This is a genomic window from Chitinophaga sp. MM2321, assembly GCF_964033635.1.
GTDB lineage: Bacteria > Bacteroidota > Bacteroidia > Chitinophagales > Chitinophagaceae > Chitinophaga.
The window spans coordinates 6470928-6493812 of record NZ_OZ035533.1 but is presented as its reverse complement, the minus strand read 5'-3'; the positions used below and the strand labels follow the sequence as shown (position 1 = coordinate 6493812).

General features: G+C 44.9%; 18 protein-coding genes. 6 read left to right on the top strand and 12 right to left on the bottom strand.

Annotation, left to right across the window (positions count from 1 at the left end):
* The first annotated feature begins 244 nt into the window (after window positions 1–244).
* Complete coding sequence (locus tag ABQ275_RS25570; RefSeq protein ID WP_349315988.1) at window positions 245–703, top strand: hypothetical protein; 459 nt, start codon at window positions 245–247, stop codon at window positions 701–703.
* Window positions 704–998: 295 nt separating this feature from the next.
* The gene (locus ABQ275_RS25565) at window positions 999–4226 is read left to right on the top strand and encodes a carboxypeptidase regulatory-like domain-containing protein (protein ID WP_349315987.1); all 3228 of its coding nucleotides are present in this window, start codon (window positions 999–1001) and stop codon (window positions 4224–4226) included.
* Between the two features lie 79 nt (window positions 4227–4305).
* Here ABQ275_RS25565 and ABQ275_RS25560 read toward each other — a convergent pair whose 3' ends face one another.
* Together ABQ275_RS25560 and mfd are read right to left on the bottom strand one after the other, a co-directional pair.
* Window positions 4306–5025, bottom strand: coding sequence for an SIMPL domain-containing protein (locus tag ABQ275_RS25560; RefSeq protein WP_349315986.1), 720 nt, complete (start codon window positions 5023–5025; stop codon window positions 4306–4308).
* Window positions 5026–5213: 188 nt separating this feature from the next.
* A complete protein-coding gene (gene mfd, locus ABQ275_RS25555; protein ID WP_349315985.1) occupies window positions 5214–8585 on the bottom strand; it encodes a transcription-repair coupling factor in 3372 nt (1123 codons plus the stop codon).
* Window positions 8586–8754: 169 nt separating this feature from the next.
* Here mfd and ABQ275_RS25550 point away from each other — a divergent pair, with 169 nt between their 5' ends.
* Window positions 8755–9477, top strand: a complete 723-nt coding sequence (locus ABQ275_RS25550; RefSeq protein WP_349315984.1) for an FAD-binding oxidoreductase — start codon at window positions 8755–8757, stop codon at window positions 9475–9477.
* Window positions 9478–9485: 8 nt separating this feature from the next.
* Here ABQ275_RS25550 and ABQ275_RS25545 read toward each other — a convergent pair whose 3' ends face one another.
* From ABQ275_RS25545 to dtd, 5 genes are all read right to left on the bottom strand, one after another.
* The gene (locus tag ABQ275_RS25545; RefSeq protein ID WP_349315983.1) at window positions 9486–10118 is read right to left on the bottom strand and encodes a hypothetical protein; all 633 of its coding nucleotides are present in this window, start codon (window positions 10116–10118) and stop codon (window positions 9486–9488) included.
* 50 nt (window positions 10119–10168) lie between these two features.
* The gene (locus tag ABQ275_RS25540; protein ID WP_349315982.1) at window positions 10169–11596 is read right to left on the bottom strand and encodes a glycine--tRNA ligase; all 1428 of its coding nucleotides are present in this window, start codon (window positions 11594–11596) and stop codon (window positions 10169–10171) included.
* A gap of 79 nt (window positions 11597–11675) precedes the next feature.
* Window positions 11676–12620 carry a YihY/virulence factor BrkB family protein gene (locus ABQ275_RS25535; protein WP_349315981.1) on the bottom strand — a complete coding sequence of 315 codons (945 nt, stop codon included), beginning with the start codon at window positions 12618–12620 and terminating at the stop codon, window positions 11676–11678.
* 71 nt (window positions 12621–12691) lie between these two features.
* Entirely contained in the window at window positions 12692–13018 is a 327-nt protein-coding gene (locus tag ABQ275_RS25530) for a nucleotide pyrophosphohydrolase (RefSeq protein WP_349315980.1), read from the bottom strand.
* Window positions 13019–13068: 50 nt separating this feature from the next.
* Entirely contained in the window at window positions 13069–13521 is a 453-nt protein-coding gene (gene dtd / locus ABQ275_RS25525) for a D-aminoacyl-tRNA deacylase (RefSeq protein WP_349315979.1), read from the bottom strand.
* Between the two features lie 163 nt (window positions 13522–13684).
* On the opposite strand from dtd, the gene arfB reads away from it, so the two are divergent.
* Both arfB and ABQ275_RS25515 read left to right on the top strand, forming a co-directional pair.
* A complete protein-coding gene (gene arfB / locus ABQ275_RS25520) occupies window positions 13685–14086 on the top strand; it encodes an alternative ribosome rescue aminoacyl-tRNA hydrolase ArfB (RefSeq protein ID WP_349315978.1) in 402 nt (133 codons plus the stop codon).
* Window positions 14087–14272: 186 nt separating this feature from the next.
* Window positions 14273–15805 carry a polysaccharide biosynthesis C-terminal domain-containing protein gene (locus ABQ275_RS25515; protein WP_349315977.1) on the top strand — a complete coding sequence of 511 codons (1533 nt, stop codon included), beginning with the start codon at window positions 14273–14275 and terminating at the stop codon, window positions 15803–15805.
* Between the two features lie 115 nt (window positions 15806–15920).
* On the opposite strand, the gene ABQ275_RS25510 is transcribed toward ABQ275_RS25515, so the two are convergent.
* Complete coding sequence (locus ABQ275_RS25510; protein ID WP_349315976.1) at window positions 15921–16559, bottom strand: MBL fold metallo-hydrolase; 639 nt, start codon at window positions 16557–16559, stop codon at window positions 15921–15923.
* A gap of 57 nt (window positions 16560–16616) precedes the next feature.
* On the opposite strand from ABQ275_RS25510, the gene ABQ275_RS25505 reads away from it, so the two are divergent.
* Window positions 16617–20006, top strand: coding sequence for a hypothetical protein (locus ABQ275_RS25505; RefSeq protein WP_349315975.1), 3390 nt, complete (start codon window positions 16617–16619; stop codon window positions 20004–20006).
* A gap of 109 nt (window positions 20007–20115) precedes the next feature.
* Here ABQ275_RS25505 and ABQ275_RS25500 read toward each other — a convergent pair whose 3' ends face one another.
* The 4 genes from ABQ275_RS25500 to ABQ275_RS25485 are packed head-to-tail and all read right to left on the bottom strand — an operon-like array spanning window position 20116 to window position 22885.
* Window positions 20116–20793: a DUF1361 domain-containing protein gene (locus ABQ275_RS25500; RefSeq protein WP_349315974.1), complete on the bottom strand. Its 678-nt coding sequence runs from the start codon at window positions 20791–20793 to the stop codon at window positions 20116–20118.
* Window positions 20794–20838: 45 nt separating this feature from the next.
* Window positions 20839–21201 (bottom strand): diacylglycerol kinase family protein, encoded by a 363-nt coding sequence (locus ABQ275_RS25495; RefSeq protein WP_349315973.1) that lies wholly within the window; start codon window positions 21199–21201, stop codon window positions 20839–20841.
* A 9-nt stretch (window positions 21202–21210) separates the two neighbouring features.
* The gene (creD, locus tag ABQ275_RS25490) at window positions 21211–22536 is read right to left on the bottom strand and encodes a cell envelope integrity protein CreD (RefSeq protein ID WP_349315972.1); all 1326 of its coding nucleotides are present in this window, start codon (window positions 22534–22536) and stop codon (window positions 21211–21213) included.
* Window positions 22537–22588: 52 nt separating this feature from the next.
* Window positions 22589–22885, bottom strand: coding sequence for a transcriptional regulator (locus ABQ275_RS25485; RefSeq protein WP_349315971.1), 297 nt, complete (start codon window positions 22883–22885; stop codon window positions 22589–22591).

The following is a 22885-nucleotide window of genomic DNA, read 5'->3' as shown; positions in this document are numbered from 1 at the left end:
TTTCCAGGATTTATATGGTAATGAAATAATACTGGTGCAATTAGCCTTATCCTGATCCCGGCAGACTTCTACTTATTATTTATTTATTAAATTTAAATATTTATACATATATTGCACCAGCATTTTATCCCTATGCCAGTAAAACTAACCGGTTTCCCTATGTCACTTTAATCGCTGGCCGCAGCTATTGCAGGCCAGCGCCGGTTTCCCTTTATAGATCGGCATGCAGAACAAAATTAAAATTATGCGTTTGAAACTATTTGTTACAGCCGTTATTGCCGCTGCAGCCACAGCTCTCACCGGTTGTGATCCTAAGAAGAATGACATCAGCCCCATAAGTACCTTTTCCTTTAAAGTGGACACCCTTCTTTTCAGATCCAACGCCACACAAGCCTATTTTACTGACACCATTTCAGCACACAGAAAAACAATGGTCATAGATGGTGTTACGAATAACTTTGGTCATCACCTGGAATTAATGATCACTTTCCCAGACTCCATACATACCGGCCAATATACAACCGGTGTGGAACTGTCGCTGATGAAAATACAACAGGACGGTATTGGATATATAGGAAAAACAATCACGGTTAAAATTGAAAGTATTAATAGTAAACAAGCGGAGGGAACATTCTCCGGCACATTAATCAGCGGTGACATGGAAAAACCTTTAACGGACGGGACTTTTAAAGTCAATTTTTAAGCAATTATCTTTTAAAATTCAGAAGCGCCCCTGCCTGTTAAGGCCACCATGGGGCCCGGGCTAAAGCCACCGGGCCTGTATTTCCAGGATGCAATAACCAGAGACGTGTCCTCACGGTAGCCTCAACAGGGGTTGTTTATTTTCAAGGCATTGCAATATTATTTTAACAATAAAAATAATTCCGCATGCCATTTTAAGCCTGTTTTAAGTCGTCCTTAACAATTTCGTAATGATCTGTTAACATTCTGGTTGCTTTGGACTCCGTCCTTTGCATCAGTAAATACTTACAGGCTTTATGAAATCTATCGTTACGCTAATTGCGGGCTTTATTGTGATTCTATTTTCTAATACTGCCCACGCGCAAATCACCACCTCCATTATATCCGGTAAAGTAGCGGATGCAGGTGGACAGGCAATCCCCGGTGTTACCGTGGTAATTGTAAACACCAGCACCGGCGCTAAATCCGGTGCACAAACAAATGGCGATGGCCGTTACATTCTGCCAAACCTCAATCCTGGTGGACCTTACAGCATCACCGTATCTTTTATAGGATACAAGAAAGAAACAAAAGAGGATGTCAACCTGAGCTTGGGTACTACCAACTTCAACTTCAAACTACAGGAAGAATCTACTGCCCTGAGTGAGATTGTAGTAACCGGCAGTGCAGGTAAAGCAGGTGGCACCCGCGTAGGACAGGAACAGATTAAATCCTTGCCCACCCTAAGCCGTAGCTTACAGGACTTGACAAAAGTAACACCACAAAGTAATAACAACTCCTTCCTCGGAACCAACTACCGTTATAACAACGTAACACTGGATGGCGCTATCAATAACGATGCTATTGGCTTCAGTCCTTCTTCGGGCGGACAAAGCAGCACGAGCGGACAACCCGGCAGCAGCACGCGTACCAACCCTGTATCACTGGATGCCATCCAGGACATACAGGTATTACTGGCGCCATTTGATGTAAAAGTGGGTAACTTCTTAGGTGGTAGTGTAAACGCGGTAACCCGCAGTGGTACTAACGAATTTCATGGTTCCGTATATGGCTATGGCCGCAACGCCGCTATGATCGGAAAGAACAATGCAGGCGATGGTTCCAAACTACCCAACGACTTTCACGAATACCAGAGTGGTATCCGTTTAGGTTTCCCTATCATCAAGGATAAATTATTCTTCTTCACCAACGAAGAAATTACCCGTCGTGTAGATCCCGTGATCCTCGCGGCAGGTTCTGCTGATGGCGGCGGCATCCTCACACAAAAAGACGCTGATGATATTACCGCTGTGATGAAAACCTACGGTGTAGATCCGGGTACAGCCGGCAATACCAGCATCTATTCCAACTCTACTAAATTCTTTAACAGGGTAGACTGGCATATCAATTCAAAACACCAGTTATCTGTTCGTAATAATACCATCACTTCCGATGCAACAAACCTCGAACGTGATCAACAGAACTTCCGCTTCAAAGGCATCGATTTCAAACAGGTAAATAACCAGACCTCTACAGTAGCGGAACTGAAAAGTAATTTCAGTAATACCTTTTCAAATAGCCTGATCGTTGGCTATTCCAATGTGCATGATTACAGAAACCCATTGTCTGATCCTGCGGTACCGCAGATCCAGATTAAAGGCAGAGCACCCGGCTCTACTATCTTCCTTGGTACAGACCGCGAAGCGAGTATCTTTAACATGAAACAAAAAACGTTTGAGATCACCGACAACGTTACTTTGTTTAAAGGCAATCATACCATTACTTTAGGTACACACAACGAGTTCTATAATATCACCTATGGTTTTGTAAACTCCTGGAACGGACGCCTGGATTACAACAGCATAGAAGACTTCCTGAATAACAATCCCGCCCGTGTACGCGGTAATTATAATTATACCAATAACTCACGCGATTATATCATGGCTAATCCTCCCGCACAGTTCAAAGCAAACCTGCTGAGTGTGTACGGACAGGATGAAATCCAACTCACAGACCGTTTCAGAATTACACCCGGTATCCGTGTAGATTATACCGGTATTCCAAATAAACAACCGCTGAGTGATAAAACCATTCATGCACCGGAAGATCCAAACTACGGTAACACCTATACGTATACAAAACCAGGCAACATCAAAAATGATTTCCTGAATAATGTACAGATCTCTCCGCGCTTAGGTTTTAACTATGATATCAAAGGAGATAACAGCCTGGTATTACGCGGTGGTAGCGGCTTTTTCACAGGTCGTATTCCATTTGCATGGTTAGGCTATGCCTTCTATAACAATGGTGTTACTTACGGCGCTTATGATCAGAAATCATCTTCCAAACCTTTTGTAAATACACCTAATCCAGCTGCCAAACCAACACCAAATGGTATTGCAGACTTTGCACAACAAAATGGTGTAAATGTAACGGACGCACAAGGCGCTACACAGGTAGATATGATTGACAACAACTTCAAAATGCCACAGGTATGGAGAAGCAGTCTTGCACTGGATTACAACACACGTAACCAATGGAAATTTACCCTGGAAGGTATTTATACCAAAGTGATCAAAGATCTGCAATTCCAGCAGGTTAACCTGGTAGACAATCCAACTTACTATGCTTACGACGTCAATAAATTACAACCTATTTACTCCGGTAAGAAAATAAATCCGCTGTACACCAATGCTTATCTCCTGTCTAATACAGACCAGGGGTACCGTTACAGCATTACTGCACAGGTGAGCAAGGCATTCCCTTTTGGCTTAAACATCATGACCGCGTATACTTACGGACAGGCGAAAGATCTGACAAACGGTATTCGTAACTCAATGGAATCCAACTGGCAGTTGAACCAGGCGCTGAACCCGAACAATCCGGGACTGGCTTATTCCAACTTCGATGTACGCAACCGCATTGTAGCTACCGTTAACTACAAACAGGATTGGGGTACCAAAGGGAAATGGGTATCCGGTTTCTCCCTGTTCTTCAATACATCTTCCGGTTTGCCATATAGCTACGGTTTTGTAAATGCTACCGTACAGGGTACACCGCAACAGGTAAGCCTGGCTTACATTCCAAAGGATGCCACCGAAGCCGCCAACTTCTTCACAGATATTGCCGGTGGTGCCACCGCTGCACAACAGGGTGCTGATTTCATGAACTATGTGAGCAGCAATAAATACCTGAATGGCCGCAAAGGTAATTTCACAGAACGTAATGGCGGACGCACTCCCTGGAATACACAGGCAGACTTCCGTTTCAGCCAGGACTTCAACGTAAAATCAGGTAACCGTGTGCATACTATCACATTGACTTATGATATTGTGAACCTGACCAACCTGCTGAATAAAGAATGGGGTATTCAATACTTTTCACCGAATACCTTCAACTCTACTGCGAGCGTAGGTTTGAACCCTACCGGCAAAGTGGTTAATAATTATCCTACGTATACTTTCGCTAATCCGGGTACACCTTACTCAAAAGATTTCTTTGCATCCCGTCATCAGATGCAGCTGGGCCTGAGATATAGCTTTTAATCAGATCTTACCTACAACAAAAAAGAGGTTGTCTCCATTACGGGACAACCTCTTTTGTTTGTATTAAACGGGGTATTATTTATTTGATACTGAAAGTAGCATTTACTTCCGCACGAACTTTGATAGTCTTGAAATCTGCACTGGCAAAGTCTTCTGTTGCCGCATCCGCACTTTTATACATCGCTACATTGCTTAAAGCGTTAGCACGGAAATCAACATTACGATCTGTATTTATTTCCTGTATTTCAATGACGCCACCCATTTTTTCATCTATCGCAGTGAGTAAATAATCTGCTTTTGCTTTTGCTGCCTGCAAAGCTTTAATTTTTACTTCTTTGCGATACTCTTCCATTTTTGTATGACTGTAGGAAGATACATTTACACGTTCAATACCATCTGCATCTACGGCAGCCAGGATAGCATTAATTTTATCCAGCTTACTCAATTTCAAACGAAACTGTTTGCCGGCCAGAAATTCTTTATCATCCTTTTTCCTGGCATTTAAGATCCGGTAGTTGTTGGCTTCCACATTTTCGATGGTGAAATCTTCTTTTGCAATACCTGCATCCTGAACGGCTTTTTGCAGTTGTTTTTCCAAAGTAGTGATGCTTACTTTATTGGTCTTATTCTTCAGATATTCTTTCAGGGAAATATCTATGTAGATGATATCCGGCGTGATTTCCATTTCCGCAGAACCGTTTACCTCAATCTTTTTTACGGGTTGTTTTTTGTCTGTTTGCTGTGCAAAAGTGCTGTATGCAAAGAATAATCCTGCGGCTAATAATATTACCTTTTTCATGTGTCGTTGTTTTACTTTATTCAAAAAATTTGTTTTCTTTTTCAATTACACCCACATGATGCGATAGCATAACCTGATTCCATAAACGTGTTTAAAAAAGTTAGCTTTTCTAAATCACTTTATTACAGATCGCTATCTGTTTCATATTAGATATGAAACGGTTATACCATTAAAATGTTACAGGAAAATTATTTTCTACTATCTACAATTCCTTTGAGGAAGTCGTGCAGATCATTCATATTGCGGATACGGGAAACAACCAGCATGAAGTTTTTGCCCACCTGTTTCAGTTTGGCGTTGTTGGTACGGGTTTGTATATACGTCAAAAGATGATTGAACGTAGGAGATTCGAAATAGGGTGAATCGGGGTTGTTGATGAAATAGCAACGAAGGTTTTCTTCTTTGAGCATCATCTTCTCAAAGCCAAGCTGTATCGCCATCCAGCGACACCGGATCATAGTAAGCAGGTCTTTTACCGGATCGGGTAATGGTCCGAAGCGATCGGCCAGTTCCTCGCCAAAAGCCATCAGCTTTCCTTCTTCTGTTATATTATCCAGTTCCTGGTAAAGGTTTAATCTTTCCTGGATGCTTTCTATATAAGTATCGGGGATGAGTATTTCGAGGTCTGTATCAATAGTACAGTCACTGATAAAGTCTTTCTTTTCTTCCAGCTGTTCTTTAAACAGGTCACGGAATTCATTTTGTTTCAATTCACGGATGGCTTCGTCCAGGATTTTCTGGTACATATCGAAGCCTATTTCCGCCATGAAGCCGCTTTGCTCGCCACCGAGCAGGTTTCCGGCGCCACGGATATCCAGGTCGCGCATGGCAATCTGAAAGCCGCTACCCAGTTCACTATGCTGCTCCAGGGTTTGCAGGCGCTTACGGCTATCAGCCGGTAATGTGCTCATAGGTGGCGCCAGCAGGTAACAGAATGCTTTTTTATTGCTGCGTCCTACACGGCCACGGAGCTGGTGAAGATCACTCAGTCCGAAATGGTGCGCATTATTAATAATGATCGTGTTGGCATTCGGGATATCCACGCCGCTCTCCACGATATTGGTACACACCAGTACATCGTATTTGCGGTCAATGAAGTCCATCACTACTTCTTCGAGCTGATGTCCTTCCAGCTGGCCATGGGCCGTAGCTATGGACAAATCGGGGCAAAGCCCCTGTATCAGGCCGGCCATTTCACCCAACCCTTTTACGCGGTTGTGAATGAAGTATACCTGTCCGCCTCTTTCTGCTTCATAATAGATGGCTTCCCGGATGAGGTCCTGGTTAAATACCTGCACTTCTGTTTCAATAGGCTGCCGGTTTGGCGGCGGTGTATTGATAATAGAAAGATCACGGGCACCCATCAACGAAAACTGCAGCGTTCTTGGTATAGGCGTTGCCGTTAGTGTTAGGGTATCTACATTATGTTTGATCTGCTTCAGTTTTTCTTTCGCAGAAACACCGAATTTCTGTTCTTCATCTACCACCAGCACGCCCAGGTCTTTAAACTTAACATCCTTGCTCAGCAAGGCATGCGTGCCAATGATAATATCGATCTTTCCTTCCTCCAGTCGTTTTAATGTTTCCTTTTTTTCTTTGGAAGATTTAAACCGGTTGATATAATCCACCGTACAGGGGAAATCTTTCAGGCGATCGGAAAATGTTTTAAAGTGCTGGAAAGCCAGGATGGTGGTAGGTACCAGTACAGCAGCCTGCTTGCCATCTACAATAGATTTGAAAGCTGCGCGGATAGCTACCTCTGTTTTACCGAAGCCCACATCACCGCAAACGAGGCGATCCATCGGGGCAGGGCTTTCCATATCGCGTTTCACATCTGCGGTAGCCTTACTCTGATCGGGGGTATCTTCATAAATAAAAGAAGCTTCCAGTTCCGTTTGCAGATAAGTATCAGGTGTGTGCGCAAACCCTTGCTGCGCTTTACGTACAGCATACAGCTTGATCAGGTCCTTGGCAATATCTTTTACCTGTGTTTTTGCTTTTTCCTTCAGCTTATCCCAGGCATCACTACCCAGTTTATTTACACGGGGCTCTACACCTTCCTTGCCGGTGTACTTGCTGATCTTATGCAGGGAGTTGATATTTACATACAACAGGTCGTTGTTCTTGTAAATGATGCGGATCGCTTCCTGCATTTTGCCACCGGATTCAATTTTCTGTAACCCGCTGTACATCCCTACACCATGATCAATATGCGTCACAAAATCGCCCGGTTGCAGCTCCCGCAAGGTTTTCATGGTAATTGCCTTGTTCTTGTTATAGGCTTGCTTTACCCTCGACTTGTGGAAACGCTGGAAAATCTGGTGGTCTGTATAACAAACGATCTTCAGGGAGTGATCAATGAAACCGTGGCTGATGGCTACGGGTATGGGAAAGAAAACAAAATCTGCTTTCAGGTCTTCGAAGATACTCCGCAGGCGTTCGAGCTGCCGCGGATTATCAGCGAAAATAAAAAGACTGTATTTATTGCTGTTGTGTTTTCCAAGATCTTTGAGTAACAGATCAAACTGCCTGTTAAATACGGGTTGCTCTTCCGTTTCAAAAAGGATTGTCTGCGGATGATAACCTTTCTCTTCCAGCCAGTTCTTACCATCAAATACGATGGTATGTTTTTGCAGCAGTTGCTGCATCAGTGGTGCGGCCTTCACAAAATCATCTTCCTGCAACACCATTTCTTCGTCTTCATCCACCTTTACTTTCTGCCCGGTTTGCAGCCAGTCATCCAGCCGTTGCTCCATTTGTTCAATCACGCCCTGTACATAAGCAGGGTCTTTGATCCACACAATGGTATTGGCCGGAAGAAATTCTGTCAGCGATGTTTTATTATGATCTACCGTATGTGTATCCATATTGGCGATCAGGGTCACCTGCGTGAGCTTACGTTCGCTCAGTTGTGTTTCCGGATCAAACAACCTGATGGAATCAATATCTTCCCCAAATAATTCTATCCGGTAGGGTTTTTCATTTCCAAAAGAGTAGATATCCAGGATACCGCCTCTTACTGCATACTGTCCGGGTTCATACACGAAATCAGTGGCATGGAATCCCCAGCCGATCAACTGTTCCAGCAGGGGATCTACTTTTAGTATATCGCCTACTTTCAGCTGCACCATATTCGTGCTGAATGCTTTGCTGCCGGCTACCTTTTCCCAGAGTGCTTCCGGGTAGGTAACGAGTATTTTTTTGCGGACGCTATCGGCGGATAGTTTCATGAGCGCCTCTGTACGCAGCATGCTGTGGCTGCTGTTCAGCTCATGGAACTGTCCGGTTTTTTTGAATGAGTCGGGGAAATAAAAAATATCAAGCGCCTGACTAAGCTCTTCCAGATCGTTATGGAAATAGGCTGCCTCCTCTTTATCGTTTAAAATAAAGAGATGGTTTGCATCTGCATGCGCCCAGGTGCTTACTGCCACAAAATTTATTGCACTCCCACTGAGGGAAGAAAGCTGAAAGTATTGTGGGGTGGGTGATTGAATCCCCTTCACCAGCGACTGCAAGCGCGCATCACGTTGAAATAATTGTAATACAGCCTGTAAATTCATGAAGGATGCAAAGATACGAACATTTACGGATTTTAGAATTTTGAGATTTAGTTATTTGAAATGCAGCGGATACGTTTCTTCATCTCCACAGCATTTCAAATAACTAAATCAAAAAATATCAAAATCCCTAAATATTTCATTATATTCAGTAGGACAAAACTCAACTTTCATGCAGGAAATATGGCATACAGGTATTGTAACCAAATTGGTGGATGAAACGCATAACACGCGTCGTTTCTGGATCCGTATTCCTGAAATGGAACGGTTTGATTTTAAACCCGGACAATTTGTAACCCTGGATCTCCCCATCCATGAAAAAAAGAATAAGCGGTGGCGCAGTTATTCCATTGCCTCTCATCCCGATGGCAGCAATGAATTTGAGCTGGTGATCGTACTGTTAGAAGGCGGAGCGGGAAGTACCTATCTTTTTAATGAAATAAAAGTAGGGAGTGAGCTGCAATTACGCGGCCCACTGGGTGTATTCGTACTACCGGCACTGTTAGAAAAGGAGCTGTTCTTTATCTGTACAGGTACGGGCATTGCGCCTTTCCGCGCGATGGCGCATTACATCCGGCTGCATAACATTCCGCATCCCAATATACACCTGATCTTTGGCTGCCGTTATGAAAAGGATCTGCTGTATGCTGCCGAAATGCAGCAACTGATGGCAGAGTTACCGGGTTTCCACTATATTCCTACCCTCAGCCGGGAAGATAACTGGACCGGTAAAAAAGGTTATGTACACAGCATCTATGAGGAAATTTTACAGGCCGAAAAACGGCCTGCCCACTTTTTCCTCTGTGGCTGGAAAGCCATGATTGATGAAGCCAGACAACGGATCGTAGCCATGGGCTATGACCGCCATGATATTCACCTGGAGCTCTATGGATAATAAAGTCACTATCTGCTAAAGCAATATCCAAATCCCAATTCTCCGTTCGGCGTTACCCTATTGGAGGAAAACATCGGCGTGAATGCCACTTTAAACATAAAACGTTTATCGATAAAATGACGGCGCATCCCGATAGACAGCCAACCCAGCAGGGTGTGGTCACTCACGCCTTCTTCAAACCACAGCGAATCACCAAATAAATAGGTGAGGCCGGCCCCCACCTCCATGCAATGACCATCCGGCTGCCCCAAAACATAGTTGATACCGCCAAAAATACTGGGTCTGTTATTGACATACACCCGGTGCCTGATCGTATCTGTGGGATTGCGGGAAGGAATCGTTAAAGGCCAACTACTGCTTTTAGACCAGGATTCTGCATATTCCGGTGCAAATCCAATCCCCACCCGGGCTCCCCAACCAACACGGCGCTGTGTAAAGCGCACATCATAGTTGACACCAAAGCCGCAGGCAGGACCTAACAGGCTTCCATATACGACATTCGGCCATATTTTCGGTTCATAATAAACAGGAGGAGATTCGGGTACCGGTTTCTTCACCCGGTGGGAAGGGTGACGCGGAAACTGTGCGTATAACGCGGAACAACACAGAAAAAGGGCTACAGCCATTACTAATTTTTGCATATGCATAGGAAGAGATGATATGCATTTAGAACGACTATAGCCCGTAAAAGTTACACGATTTTATTCAGCACCAGGTTTCTCACTTCAGACAACGGAATACGTTCCTGTTCCATGCTATCACGGTGACGGATGGTCACTGTACCATCTTCTTTGGTCTGATGATCAATGGTTATGCAGAAAGGCGTACCGATGGCATCCTGGCGGCGGTAACGTTTGCCGATACTATCTTTTTCTTCGTAATAACAGTGGAAGAACGGCTTACATTCATTCATCAGTTCTTTCGCCAGTTCCGGCAAACCATCTTTTTTCGTCAGCGGGAATATCGCCAGTTTAATGGGAGATAATTTAGCAGGCAATTTTAATACTACGCGGCTATCCGCTTTTTCCGGTGTGCTCAGGTCCTGTTCTTCATATGCATTGCAGATGGTGAGCAGGAACATACGATCCAGACCGATAGAGGTTTCTATCACATAAGGAACATAGTTCTGATTGATTTCGGTATCGAAATACTGTAATTTCTTTTTGCTGAATTCCTGGTGTTGCTTCAGGTCAAAATCAGTGCGGGAGTGGATCCCTTCCACTTCTTTGAAACCAAAAGGAAATTCGTATTCAATATCTACGGCAGCATCTGCGTAGTGCGCCAGTTTTATGTGATCTTTAAAATGATATTTAGCCGGGTCGGTACCGAGGCTCAGGTGCCACTGCAAACGCTCTTCTTTCCATTTCTCATACCACTCTTTCTGTGTGCCAGGGCGGATAAAAAACTGCATCTCCATCTGCTCAAATTCACGCATACGGAAAATGAACTGACGGGCTACAATTTCATTACGGAAAGCTTTACCTATCTGCGCAATACCAAAGGGGATCTTCATCCTGCCGGTTTTCTGCACGTTGAGGAAGTTCACGAAAATACCCTGTGCGGTTTCCGGACGCAGGTATATTTCGCTGGCTTCATCGGTCACACTGCCCAGCTGTGTAGAAAACATCAGGTTAAACTGACGTACTTCTGTCCAGTTAACGGTGCCGCTTACACTACATTTTATTTTATTTTCTTCTATCAGTGTTTTCAATCCTGCGAAGTCATTTTCTTTCAGCAGCTCGTCCATTTGTGCGAGCAATGCCTCTCCTGCTTCGGGTGACAGCGTTTCGGCATGACCTTCTATCAGGTGATCTACGCGATAGCGTTTATTACTATCCTTGTTATCGATCATGGGATCGCTGAAATTATCCACGTGCCCGGATGCCTTCCAGGTGGTAGGATGCATAAAGATGGCGGCATCGATCCCCACGATATCTTCGTGCAGCTGGGTCATGCTTTTCCACCAGTAGTCCTTGATATTTTTCTTCAGCTCGGCGCCGTATTGGCCGTAGTCGTATACAGCACTAAGTCCGTCGTATATTTCGCTGGACTGAAACACAAAACCGTATTCTTTACAATGCGATATAATCGCCTGGAATTTATTCTGATCTGTAGACATAGTGGCGCAAAGATAAATGCCAATTTTGAAAATATGGTTGTAATTATTTTTATATTTATAGGGAGATGATTAACAAATACTAACCTTCCTCCGGCTTTTCCATTTCCTCATGTGGCACTTCAATCTGCTTAATCCATACGGCATAATCATTCGGATAAATTTCTTTTCCGAAGTACTGCACATATACGCGGGTAAATACTGCCCCGAAGTACAGGATGGCTGCGGAATAGTATACCCAAAGCAGGATGATGACAATGGAACCGGCGGCACCGTATGCGGAGCCAACTTTGCTGGCGCCGAGATAATATCCGATGGCAAATTTACCCAGCATAAACAGGATGGCGGTGGTAACAGCGCCCACCATCACATCTTTCCACTTGATACGCGCATCGGGCAGTACTTTAAAAATGATGGCAAAAAGGATGGTGATAACGGTAAACGGCACTACCAGGTCTGCCACATACAGGATGATGGTGGTGGTGGCTTTTGTTGGGATCAGCTGCACCAGCAGTCCCTGAAAAAGCTCTACCAGACCGTTGATAGCCAGTGATACCAACAGGATAAAACCCATACTTATGACAAGCGAAAAGGAAAGCAGGCGGTTCAGCAGCATCCGTAACAGCCCATTCTTTTTGGGTTTTGATTTCAGCCGCCAGATATAGTTAATGGAGTCCTGTATTTCTGCAAACACCCCGGTGGCGCCAATGATGAGCGTTATAAAACCCACGATGGTGGCCCAGTTCATATCGTTGGAAAGGGTTGCATTGCGGATCATAGCCTGGATCTGCGCTGCGGCCTCACTGCCTACCATTCCCTGGATCTGCCCGTAAATACTGCCTTCTATGGCCTCTTTGCCGAGGAACAGGTCACATAAAAAAATGATAATAATGAGCATAGGCGCCACTGAAAAGATAGTATAGTAGGCCAATGCAGCACTGAGCTTCAGCACTTTATCATCCATAAAATCGCTGCCGGACTGCTTCAGCACCTGCCAGTAAATTTTTACTTTTCCGGTTTTTTGCATAGCGGTTATTTTAAACAAAGGAAGCAAAAAGCGTGCACCGGCCTTTTACTGCAGTGTTGGGGAGACAAGGGTTATTTTAGTTTTGGATTATTGACGTGCCGGTTGGCATCGCGGGTATTCTTCTTATCAAAATTTTTCTCCAGCGCCACCGTCATATCAATGCCGGTTTGATTTGCGATACAAAGCACCACCCACATTACATCCGCCAGTTCATCTGCCAGTTCTCTCTTTTTATCGCTTTCTTTGGCAGACTGATCACCATACCGGCGGGCCATTACACGGGCCACTTCTCCTACTTCTTCTGTGAGAATAGCCATGTTGGTCAGTTCACTGAAATACCGCACCCCGGTGGTGTTAACCCAGTTATCTATCTTTTCCTGTGCTTCCTGTATGGTCATGGATTCATTTTTATATACTAAAGATAACAGATTGGGCGCATTGCAGCCCCTTATTCTCTGTTTTGTGAATCAATAATAATGGTCACCGGCCCATCATTGAGTAAAGACACTTTCATATCTGCCCCAAAAATCCCCCGTTGGATGGTTGTTCCTATATCATGTTCCAGCTGTACAATCATTTTTTCATAAAGGGGAATAGCCACATCGGGCTTACTGGCACGGATATACGAAGGCCGGTTTCCTTTCTTCGTAGAAGCGTGCAGGGTAAACTGGCTTACCAGTAACAGTTCTCCGTGGATATCTTTCAGTGATACATTCATTACGCCCGCATCGTCATTGAAGATGCGCAGGTTTACGATCTTGCTGCTCAACCAGCTGATGTCTTCGGGAGTATCTGCATCTTCAATGCCCAGCAATACCAGCAGCCCCAGCTGAATTTCGCCGGTAATAACGCCGTCTACGGTTACGGATGCCTGGGTAACACGCTGTATAACTGCTCTCATATAAATATCTTTTCAGCGGAAAATTAATGAAATCCCTAAAGATATCCGGACTTATACCACAGTCATTATACCGTATTAAAATGTTCATCGGTGTGGGTTTGGCCGGATTTTAATAAATTGCTGTCCAATTTGCATTATTAATATTATAAAAAATAACAATACAATGAATATCAATGTTACCTCCGAACTCACATTCCGCACAGCCCGCAGCGGCGGCGCCGGCGGACAAAATGTGAATAAGGTGGAAACAATGGTGGAAGCCTATTTCAACATCATGGCCTCTGCACTGTTAACCCCTGAACAAAAAAATGTGCTGATGGAAAAGCTCTCCAACCGCATCAATGCGGAAGGAATACTGCTGGTGAAATCGCAAACAGCCCGCACACAGCTGGGCAACAAACATGAAGTCATCTATAAAGTAAATGATCTTATCAATAAAGCATTAATACCCCGCAAAAAGCGGGTACCTACCAAACCTTCCAAAGCGATGGTAGAAAAGCGGATCCAGTTTAAAAAACGGCTATCCGAGAAGAAACAAAACCGGAGACCAGGATTAATGGATTAACAGGATTTAAAAGGATGGGTGTTTTGTTGTTTGTAATGATCACCAACAACTGCTATCGCAGCTCGTTTTTTAAATCAAACAACAAAACACCCATCCTTTTAAATCTTATCATCCTATAATCCTGGTCTTTGGTTTAATTTGCATTAAAATATACAGTAACACAGCATACAGCTAAAATATACGCTATTGAGCATCAAACAACTGGCAGGACAAACAGTTTACTACGGTTTAAGTAATATAGTGAGCAAGTTGCTCAATTATTTCCTTACGCCTTTTTATCTGGGTATTCTTACGCGGGCATCTTTTGGGGAGATGTCTAACGTATATGCCTATATCCCTTTTGCCAATATTGTGCTGACCTATGGTATGGAAACTGCTTTCTTCCGGTTTGCGAAGAAGGAGAACAAGGCGCATGTGCTGGGTACTTCCACCATCTCGCTGTTGTTTTCCACTATTTCTATTACCATTCTGCTATTATTATTAAAACAGCCGGTCATTAATTCCTATGCCGGGGAACTGGCGGGGTTGAACGGGCATCCTACATTTTATACTTATGTGATCCTGCTGATGGCTTTTGATGCACTGACCGCCATCCCCTTTGCCCAGCTCAGGCTGGAAGGCCGACCGGTACGCTATGCCGCCATCCGGGTAGCGGGCATCCTGACCACGATATTCTTCAACGTCTTTTTCCTGGTGATCTGTCCCAAGCTGTATGCAGCCGGTCATCACTGGTTGCCCGATTTACAGAACGGCAGCGACCAGACGGGCTACATATACCTGAGCAATATGCTGGGCAGCGCCTTTACCCTGGTGCTGTTCCTCCCGCAGATCGGGGCCATTGAATGGAAGTTTGATACCGTCCTGTGGAAAAAGATGGTACACTATGCCCTGCCGCTGATTATAGTGGGCATGGCCGGTATGGTCAATGAAACCTTTGACAGGGCCTGGTTTTTACCCCAGTTCCTTCCCGGCAACGATATGGAAGCCAAAAAGGAGGTGATCGCACTGTATAGTGCCAACTATAAACTGGCCATCCTGATTACCATGTTCATACAGGCGTTCCGGTTAGGGGCCGAACCTTTCTTTTTTAAACAGGCCGAAAGCGGGAATCCGCAGAAGATGTACGCCCGGATCATGAAGCTTTTTGTGATCATGCTATGTTTCATGTTCCTTTTTGTAAGCCTGTACCTGAATATATGGAAGATATTCCTCCGCGTACCCTTCTATTACCAGGGGATGCGTATTGTACCGGTACTGTTGCTGGCCAACATGTTCCTGGGCATCTACTATAACCTGACCATCTGGTTTAAGCTAACGGATCGCACCAAAACAGGCGCCGTCATCACGATCATCACAGCTGTGCTGGCTTTCGGGCTCAATTACTGGTGGATTCCTCTAATGGGTTACTACGGCGCTGCACTGGCCACCATGGTATGTTATTTTGTACAAATGGTGATCTGTTATGTATGGGGACAAAAACATTATCCCATCCCATATCATCTTCCCAAACTCATTACCTATGTGGGGCTGGCAGTACTGATCTATCTTTTATTCAACTGGCTCAATGTCAGGGTGCTGTCGCCACAAGACATCTATGCCCTCAAACCGTCTTCCCTCGCAGTAGCTACCGGCTTATTCCTGGCTTATGCCTGGTTTATTTTCCGGATGGAGAAGAAAGAATTTGCGCGGCTGCCGTACATAGGGAAGTACATAAAATAAAATTTACGGATTTACGGATTTTGAGATTTCGGGGTTTTGTTTCCAAATGCAGTATCGTTTGGAAACAAAACCCCGAAATCTCAAAATTCCAAAATCCGTAAATTTTCTGAAAGGATCACACTAAAAATGGATTCGTTTTCTTTTCAAAGCCGATGCTGGTTGCTGGTCCGTGGCCGGGAAATACCCTGACATCATCCGGTAACACGAATAGTTGGTCACGGATGCTGCGCAGCAAAGTTGCGTGGTTACCACCGGGAAGGTCTGTACGGCCTATACTCTGGTAAAAGAGGACATCGCCGCCAATCACGAATAGCTGGTCGGCGCAGTAGAAAGAAACACTGCCCGGAGAATGGCCGGGAGTCAGCAAAACCTCGAGTTCATGTTCGCCGAACGGAATCTTTTCACCCGCTACGAGGTAACGTCCAGGCATAGGTGAAGGGTCAAAAGGAATGTTATACGTGGCAGCAGCCTGCTGGGAACGGTCCAGGATCCCCTGTTCCGCCTCGTGTATTTCAGGGAGTACCTTATACGTTTCAGACACCAGTTTATTGCCGAAGATGTGATCAAAGTGGCAGTGCGTATTCAATAATCTTATAACATTTAACCCGGCTGTTTGTATATATTGTAATAATTCTTTTCTTTCGTCCTGAAAATAACATCCCGGGTCTATAATTATACATTCCCTTTTTCCGTTAATAAGCAGGTAGGTGTTTTCCTGCAAAGGACCAAAAGTGAATTGTTGTATTTCGATCATTGTTACCTGATTTTTAGCTAATTTTAAACAGATCACAATATTATCAATACTTTCTGTATGAACAGATTTATTACCAGGTTATTATTCCACAGTGCCCTATTACTTGGAACGATAGTTTCGCAAGCTCAAACCAATACAGTCGAATTCGGACAAAATCGCGTTCAGTTCAAAAATTTCAAGTGGAGATACTATCAAAGCCGCCATTTCAACACCTATTTTAGCCAGAATGGGCTGGAATTAGGGAAATATGCAGCCCAGGTGGCCGAAAAGGAATTGCCCTCGATAGAGCAGTTTATGGAAACAAACCCCCGTCAGCGTATCAATATTGTGGTCTATAACAGCTTCGGGGAGATGAAGCAATCCAACATCGGTATAGGCGTGGAATGGCAGAATACCGGCGGTGTTACCAAACTGGTAGGTAACAAAATGATCGTTTATTTTGATGGTAACCACGAAAACCTGCACCGGCAGATCCGGCAGGGTATCGCCCGTATTTTGCTGGAAACCCTGTTATTTGGTGAAGACATCGGCGAATTTGCCGGTAATGCTGCCTTAATAGATTTCCCGAAATGGTTTACCGACGGCTTCATCGGCTATGCAGCTGAAAACTGGACCGCCAAACAGGATGAGGAACTGAAAGCGGTATTGCTCTCCGGCAAATACAGGAACTTCAACCAGCTGGCCTATGAAAACCCGCTCCTGGCAGGCCAGGCTTTCTGGTACTATGTGGAAAGTAAATATGGAAAGGACGCCGTGCCTTACCTCATGTATATCACCCGTATTAACCGGGGTCTTAAAAAAGGTTTCGACCAGGTACTGAATCAAAGCCCTAAAAAAGCTACCCAGGACTTCTTCCTATTTTATCAGAAAAGATTTGCAGAAGATAATCGTAGAAGGAAAACTTCTGCCAAAGGCCGCACCATTGTTGCACAGGAAATCGGAAAATCCGACTACTATCGCTTCAATGCCAACCCCAAAAACAACTCCTATGCAGTCGTACAATTCAGGAAAGGCGTGTACCGCGTACAGATCCAGCTGGGCTGGAACAAGCCTAAAGTGTTGCTGCGCAGCGGCGTTGTACAACTGGCCAACCAGGTGGACCCCAACTATCCACTCATGGCCTGGAACACAAAAGGCAACCGCCTCGCCATTGTGTACGAACACGAAGGCAAAACAAAACTGATGATCTATGACCTGATATCGCACACGACTATACGTCAGGATCTGCATCAGTTTGACCGCGTCGTGGACTTCAAATACATGCCGGTACAAGAAAATACATTGCTCCTGTCGGCCATCAAAAACGGACATACCGATATTTTCACTTATAGCATCAGCAACTACAAAACAGACCAGATCACCAACGATGTGTATGACGACCTGGACCCGTCCTTTGCGGCGTTCCCGGGTAAAAGCGGGATCATCTACTCTTCCAACAGGCCCTCACCAAAAGGAAGAGGTACCGATACGTCTCTCCCTGGCCGGCCGTTCAACATCTTCATGGTAGATAACTGGAACAAAAGTTCTGAAAAACAAATCACCCAGCTGACCAACCTCCAATACGGAGACGCCAGACTGCCCATGCAATACAATACCACCCACTTTACCTTTGTTTCTGATGCCAACGGTATCCGTAACCGTTATGCCGGTTTCTTCAAATCACAAAGTGCAGGTATAGACTCCCTGTTCTATGTAGGTTCGGAAATTCTGCATAACCCCGAAAAAGAGGAACTGGATTCAGCCCTGGCTGCTTACGGTACCTCCGCACCGGATTCTGTGGAAGCGATCACTATCACCAACGACTCTACGTACTCTTTCCCGATCTCCAACTATCCTTACGGCATCCAGGAATCCAGGATTACCGGCGAGCAGGGAGAAGTATCTGAAGTGGTAGCATATGCAGACGTAAAACGGCTGATGAAGCTGAAAGTAGATACCAACGCACTCAAGAAAAGGAATATCACCGCACGCGCTACCAATTTCAGAAAGGCAGAGATGCATGCGGACAGCCTGCGTTTAGGTCTTCCTACGTATAATACCATACCAAGGGATACCTCTTCGCATCCTAACTTCTTCCAGAATGAATTTGGCAACGAACCTGCTGATACCAGTCATGCTGTAACGGAATCTTCGTCATTATTTGAGGGGAGGAGAGATAAGGAACAGACCCTGAAGAAATCGAAACTATTCCCTTATAAATTCAAATTTGCGTCCGATTACCTGATCCTGCAACTGGATAACTCGGTACTCATCAATAAATACCAGCCTTTTACCGGCCAGCCCAGCGGGCCTATCCGCCTGACCGATCCGGTGAATGGTTTAATTCGTATAGGCGTAAGCGATTTGTTTGAAGATATTAAGTTCAATGGCGGTTTCCGTATTCCGTCTTCCCTGCAGGGCTCTGAATACTTCTTCAACGCTTCCTATCTGAAGAAACGTTTTGATTACAAACTCACTTACTACCGCAAGGTAGACAAGAGCAGCGGTATCCCCGTGGTAGACTCAAACGGCTTATATATCATCCCTACAAAAATGATCACCAACATTTACCAGGGTGAAATACGCTATCCGTTTGACCAGGTGAGAAGTGTGCGTTTGCAGTTAGGCTACCGTACCGATAAGCTGGTGATCCAGGCAATCGACAAGCCATCGCTGTACGCGAAAGACTATAAAGAAAGTTACATTTTAGGCAGACTGGAATATGTGTATGATAATACCATTAACCCGGCTATCAACATCTGGAATGGTACCCGCTATAAAATTTATGGCGAAATCAATTCCCAGCTGACGAATGGCGGTCTGAATGAATTATTTAACAGCGGCTCTCCGGCAGCCAACGGCAGGTTTACCTATAATATGGGTATTGATGTGCGGCACTACGAAAAAATATACCGCAACTTCATCTGGGCCACCCGCTTCTCTGCTGATCTGTCCTGGGGTACCCGCAAATTGCTGTACTACCTGGGTGGTGTTGACAACTGGTTAAATCCGCAGATCAACCTGAACAACCCGGTAAACACAAGTGCGAACTATGCGTTCCAGACACTCGCGGAAAACCTCCGTGGATACAAACAGAATGCGAAAAATGGTAACAATGTGATGTTGATAAATACGGAGCTTCGCTTACCGGTGTTTGCCACTTTTATTGATAAGCCGATCAACTCCGCATTCCTGCGCAATTTCCAGTTAACCAGCTTCGTGGATATAGGCACGGCCTGGAATGAAAAACTGAGCTTTAAAGACGCCAACTATACCAATTATGATGATGGTACGGGTGTAATTACCCGCGTAAAAGAAGGTTTCCTCGGACCCTTCGTAGGTGGTTATGGTTTTGGTGCCCGCACTACCATTGCAGGCTACTTCCTCCGCGCTGATGCAGGCTGGCCTATGGTAGGCTTCTTCCGCGGTGGCCCCATCTGGTATTTTGGTATGGGCGTAGATTTTTAAAATTTAGGAATTTATTGATTTACGAATGTAGGAATTTGAAATGCAGCGGATATTTACGCGAAAATCTTTACTGCATTTCAAATTCCTACATTCGTAAATCAATAAATCTCTAAATCTTAGGTTGTTGCTTCTTTACAAGGGGGTACATTAAACTCAGGAAGATACCCATACACAGCGTGAATGCCCAGGCGCTGCGGTTTTCCCAGGGATGCAACAGAATATCTCCCACATCTCCCAATAACGTCAACGGATCTTTTACCACATCCCAGCTGTTATACCGCAGGTACCTGCCAATATACACGCCCATTGCACACAGGAACATTACCGGAAAAGTAAAGAGCCATGCCGGCCAGCGGGTATGACGGGTACTCCACATCCTTTCCATACTGCGGATAGATATATATCCCATCATCATACCGTTCCAGGCGAAAGAGAAAATAACGAACAGATCGAACCATAAAGGTACGCCGCCATCAAAAAGATGGAACAGGTCTGTGAGGATATATGGTGAGTTGGGGATGAACAATAACCACACAATAAAGTAGCCGTACCAGTTATACCGGTTGCTGATTTCCTGCGGGCGCTTTTCCATTCTGCGGGTGATGGCAAACGGAATAAAAGCCAGGAAAAGGTTCCACGCAAGTGATGCACGCAGGTAGCTACCGGTATGGGCTATACGAAACAATAATAATGACAGGCTAAACAGAATAGAAGCATATAAAGTAAATTCCTGTTGGTTGCGGCTGATGCGCAGCTGTAATAATCGGACGGTTCTTTTCAATCGCATACGGCTGTTTTTTTTAATAAATAGTACAGGGATGGCACAGGCTTGTTAACAAATATGTGGAATAAAGATCAGCGCGCCCGTTATAACAGCTCCCATAGCTGCCACCAGTACTGCGCCTGCCGCAACATCCTTGATCCATTTTACTTTTGGATGTTGTTGTGGCGACAGGTGATCCATTATTTTCTCTACAACAGTATTAAACATTTCAGTGATCCAAACGAGGGAGATGGTCATGACGATCCAGATCCATTCGGGAGGGGAAAGTTTATACCAGCAGCCGGCGGCCACTACGAACAAAGTGGCTGCTGCGTGTATGCGTGCATGTGGTTCACTGCGCAGGAAAGCTGCAATGCCGCTGAATGCATATCCGAAACTGGCTATCCGTCTGCTGATATAAGAATTTCCCATGATCGATACTTAGTTTACTGGTGTTGTAGTTTGTGATAAATTATCCCACCTGATCTTTCTGCTGAAATACATGATCACTGCCAGGATGATGAAGAGTCCGAGGCTGCCCATTAGCAGCGCCTGGTCTTCCGCACTGATGATCACATAAATAAATCCATATAACAGTACCAAAGTACTGCCAATCCCTGCAGCTATACGGCTGCTTTTATAGGCGCTGGCGGTATATATGGTGATCAGGCCGATGGTGAGCCCACTGGAAATAACATAGGCCAGGACAAAGTTAAGTTGTTCTGATATGGATATCAGCAGGGTATAAAAAATACAAAGGGCTAACCCGATAAGGGCATACTGCAATGGATGAATGGCGCGGCGCTGTGATAATTCTATAAAATAAAAGATAAAGAAGGTTAACCCGATGATCAGGATGGCGTACTTAACTGCGCGCATGGATTGCTGATAGCTTTCCGCGGGCATAAAAAGCTTGATCCCAAAATCGGCGGAATGGATGTCGAATTTGTTCCCTGCCCAGCTTTGGGGATAGTTGCGGTTCAGGTGCTGTATTTGCCAGGCTGCGTTGAATCCTTTGTCATCCACCTGGCGTACTTTGGGCGGAAAGGCCTCATCGAAGCTGGGGCTGGGCCAACTGGAATTGATGTTCACCATAGTGGTTTTACCTACAGGAGAGAAGCTGATCCTCTCGGAGCCTTTTACACCCAATTCCAGCGTGAAGTTACCAGCCATGGCGGCGGTATCGGCGGGATTAAGCGGCACCGCCGTCTGAATGCCGCTGGCAAACAGGTCTGTGCTGACCACGCCGGGGTTAAACATATACGATTTACCGTTCCAGGTCATTTGTACCTGGTTGTCGATACCACGCAAATCGCTGATACCGATGAGCAAAGCGGCCTGCTCCCATCGGAGCGAGGCCGCCGGAACATCGATATTCGCCAGGGCTTCTTTGCTGAAAGTGCCGCTCAGTTGCATTTTGGCGTCATATACCGCCACATTGAAAATGCTTCTTTTAAGTTTCTGGGGCAACAATTCACCATTGATCTTTAGAAGCTCGGGCAGCAGGTATACATAGGCTGTAGTACCCTTTGAGGCAACGGTGTAAGGAATAGCGAGTACCGGGCCGGTAATGTTCTGCGCTGCCCCCCATCTGCTGGTAATTTCGCTGGTGACCTCTTTCTGCCTTTCCTGGCGCTCCCAGATAAGGTCTTGAATCATACTGGCGGGTATCAGCAATATGAGTACCATAAATACAATGAATAGGGCTTTCAAGGCGTAGAGGTGTCGGTCAAAGAAAGAAGGAGAAACAGTAGTGGAAGGTTCCATGGTTGTAAGATTTAAAAGTGCTTTGTATTTCAAAGTGTAAAGACAAAAAAAATTATTTTGTGAACTTGATCATATTTTCCAATGCAATAAGATGTCCTTTAAAAGCTTTCTCACCAGTAGCCGTAATAGCATAGGTGGTATTGGTTTTGCGGCCAATAAACCCTTTGTATACTTTGATATAACCGTTTTCTTCCAGCGTATTAAGGTGGGAGGCCAGATTTCCATCTGTTACTTCCAACATTTGTTTGAGATCATTAAAATTGATCTCATTGTTTACCATCAATATGCTCATAACGCCCAGGCGTATACGGCTTTCAAAAATCTTATTTAAATTACCGATTGGATTCAT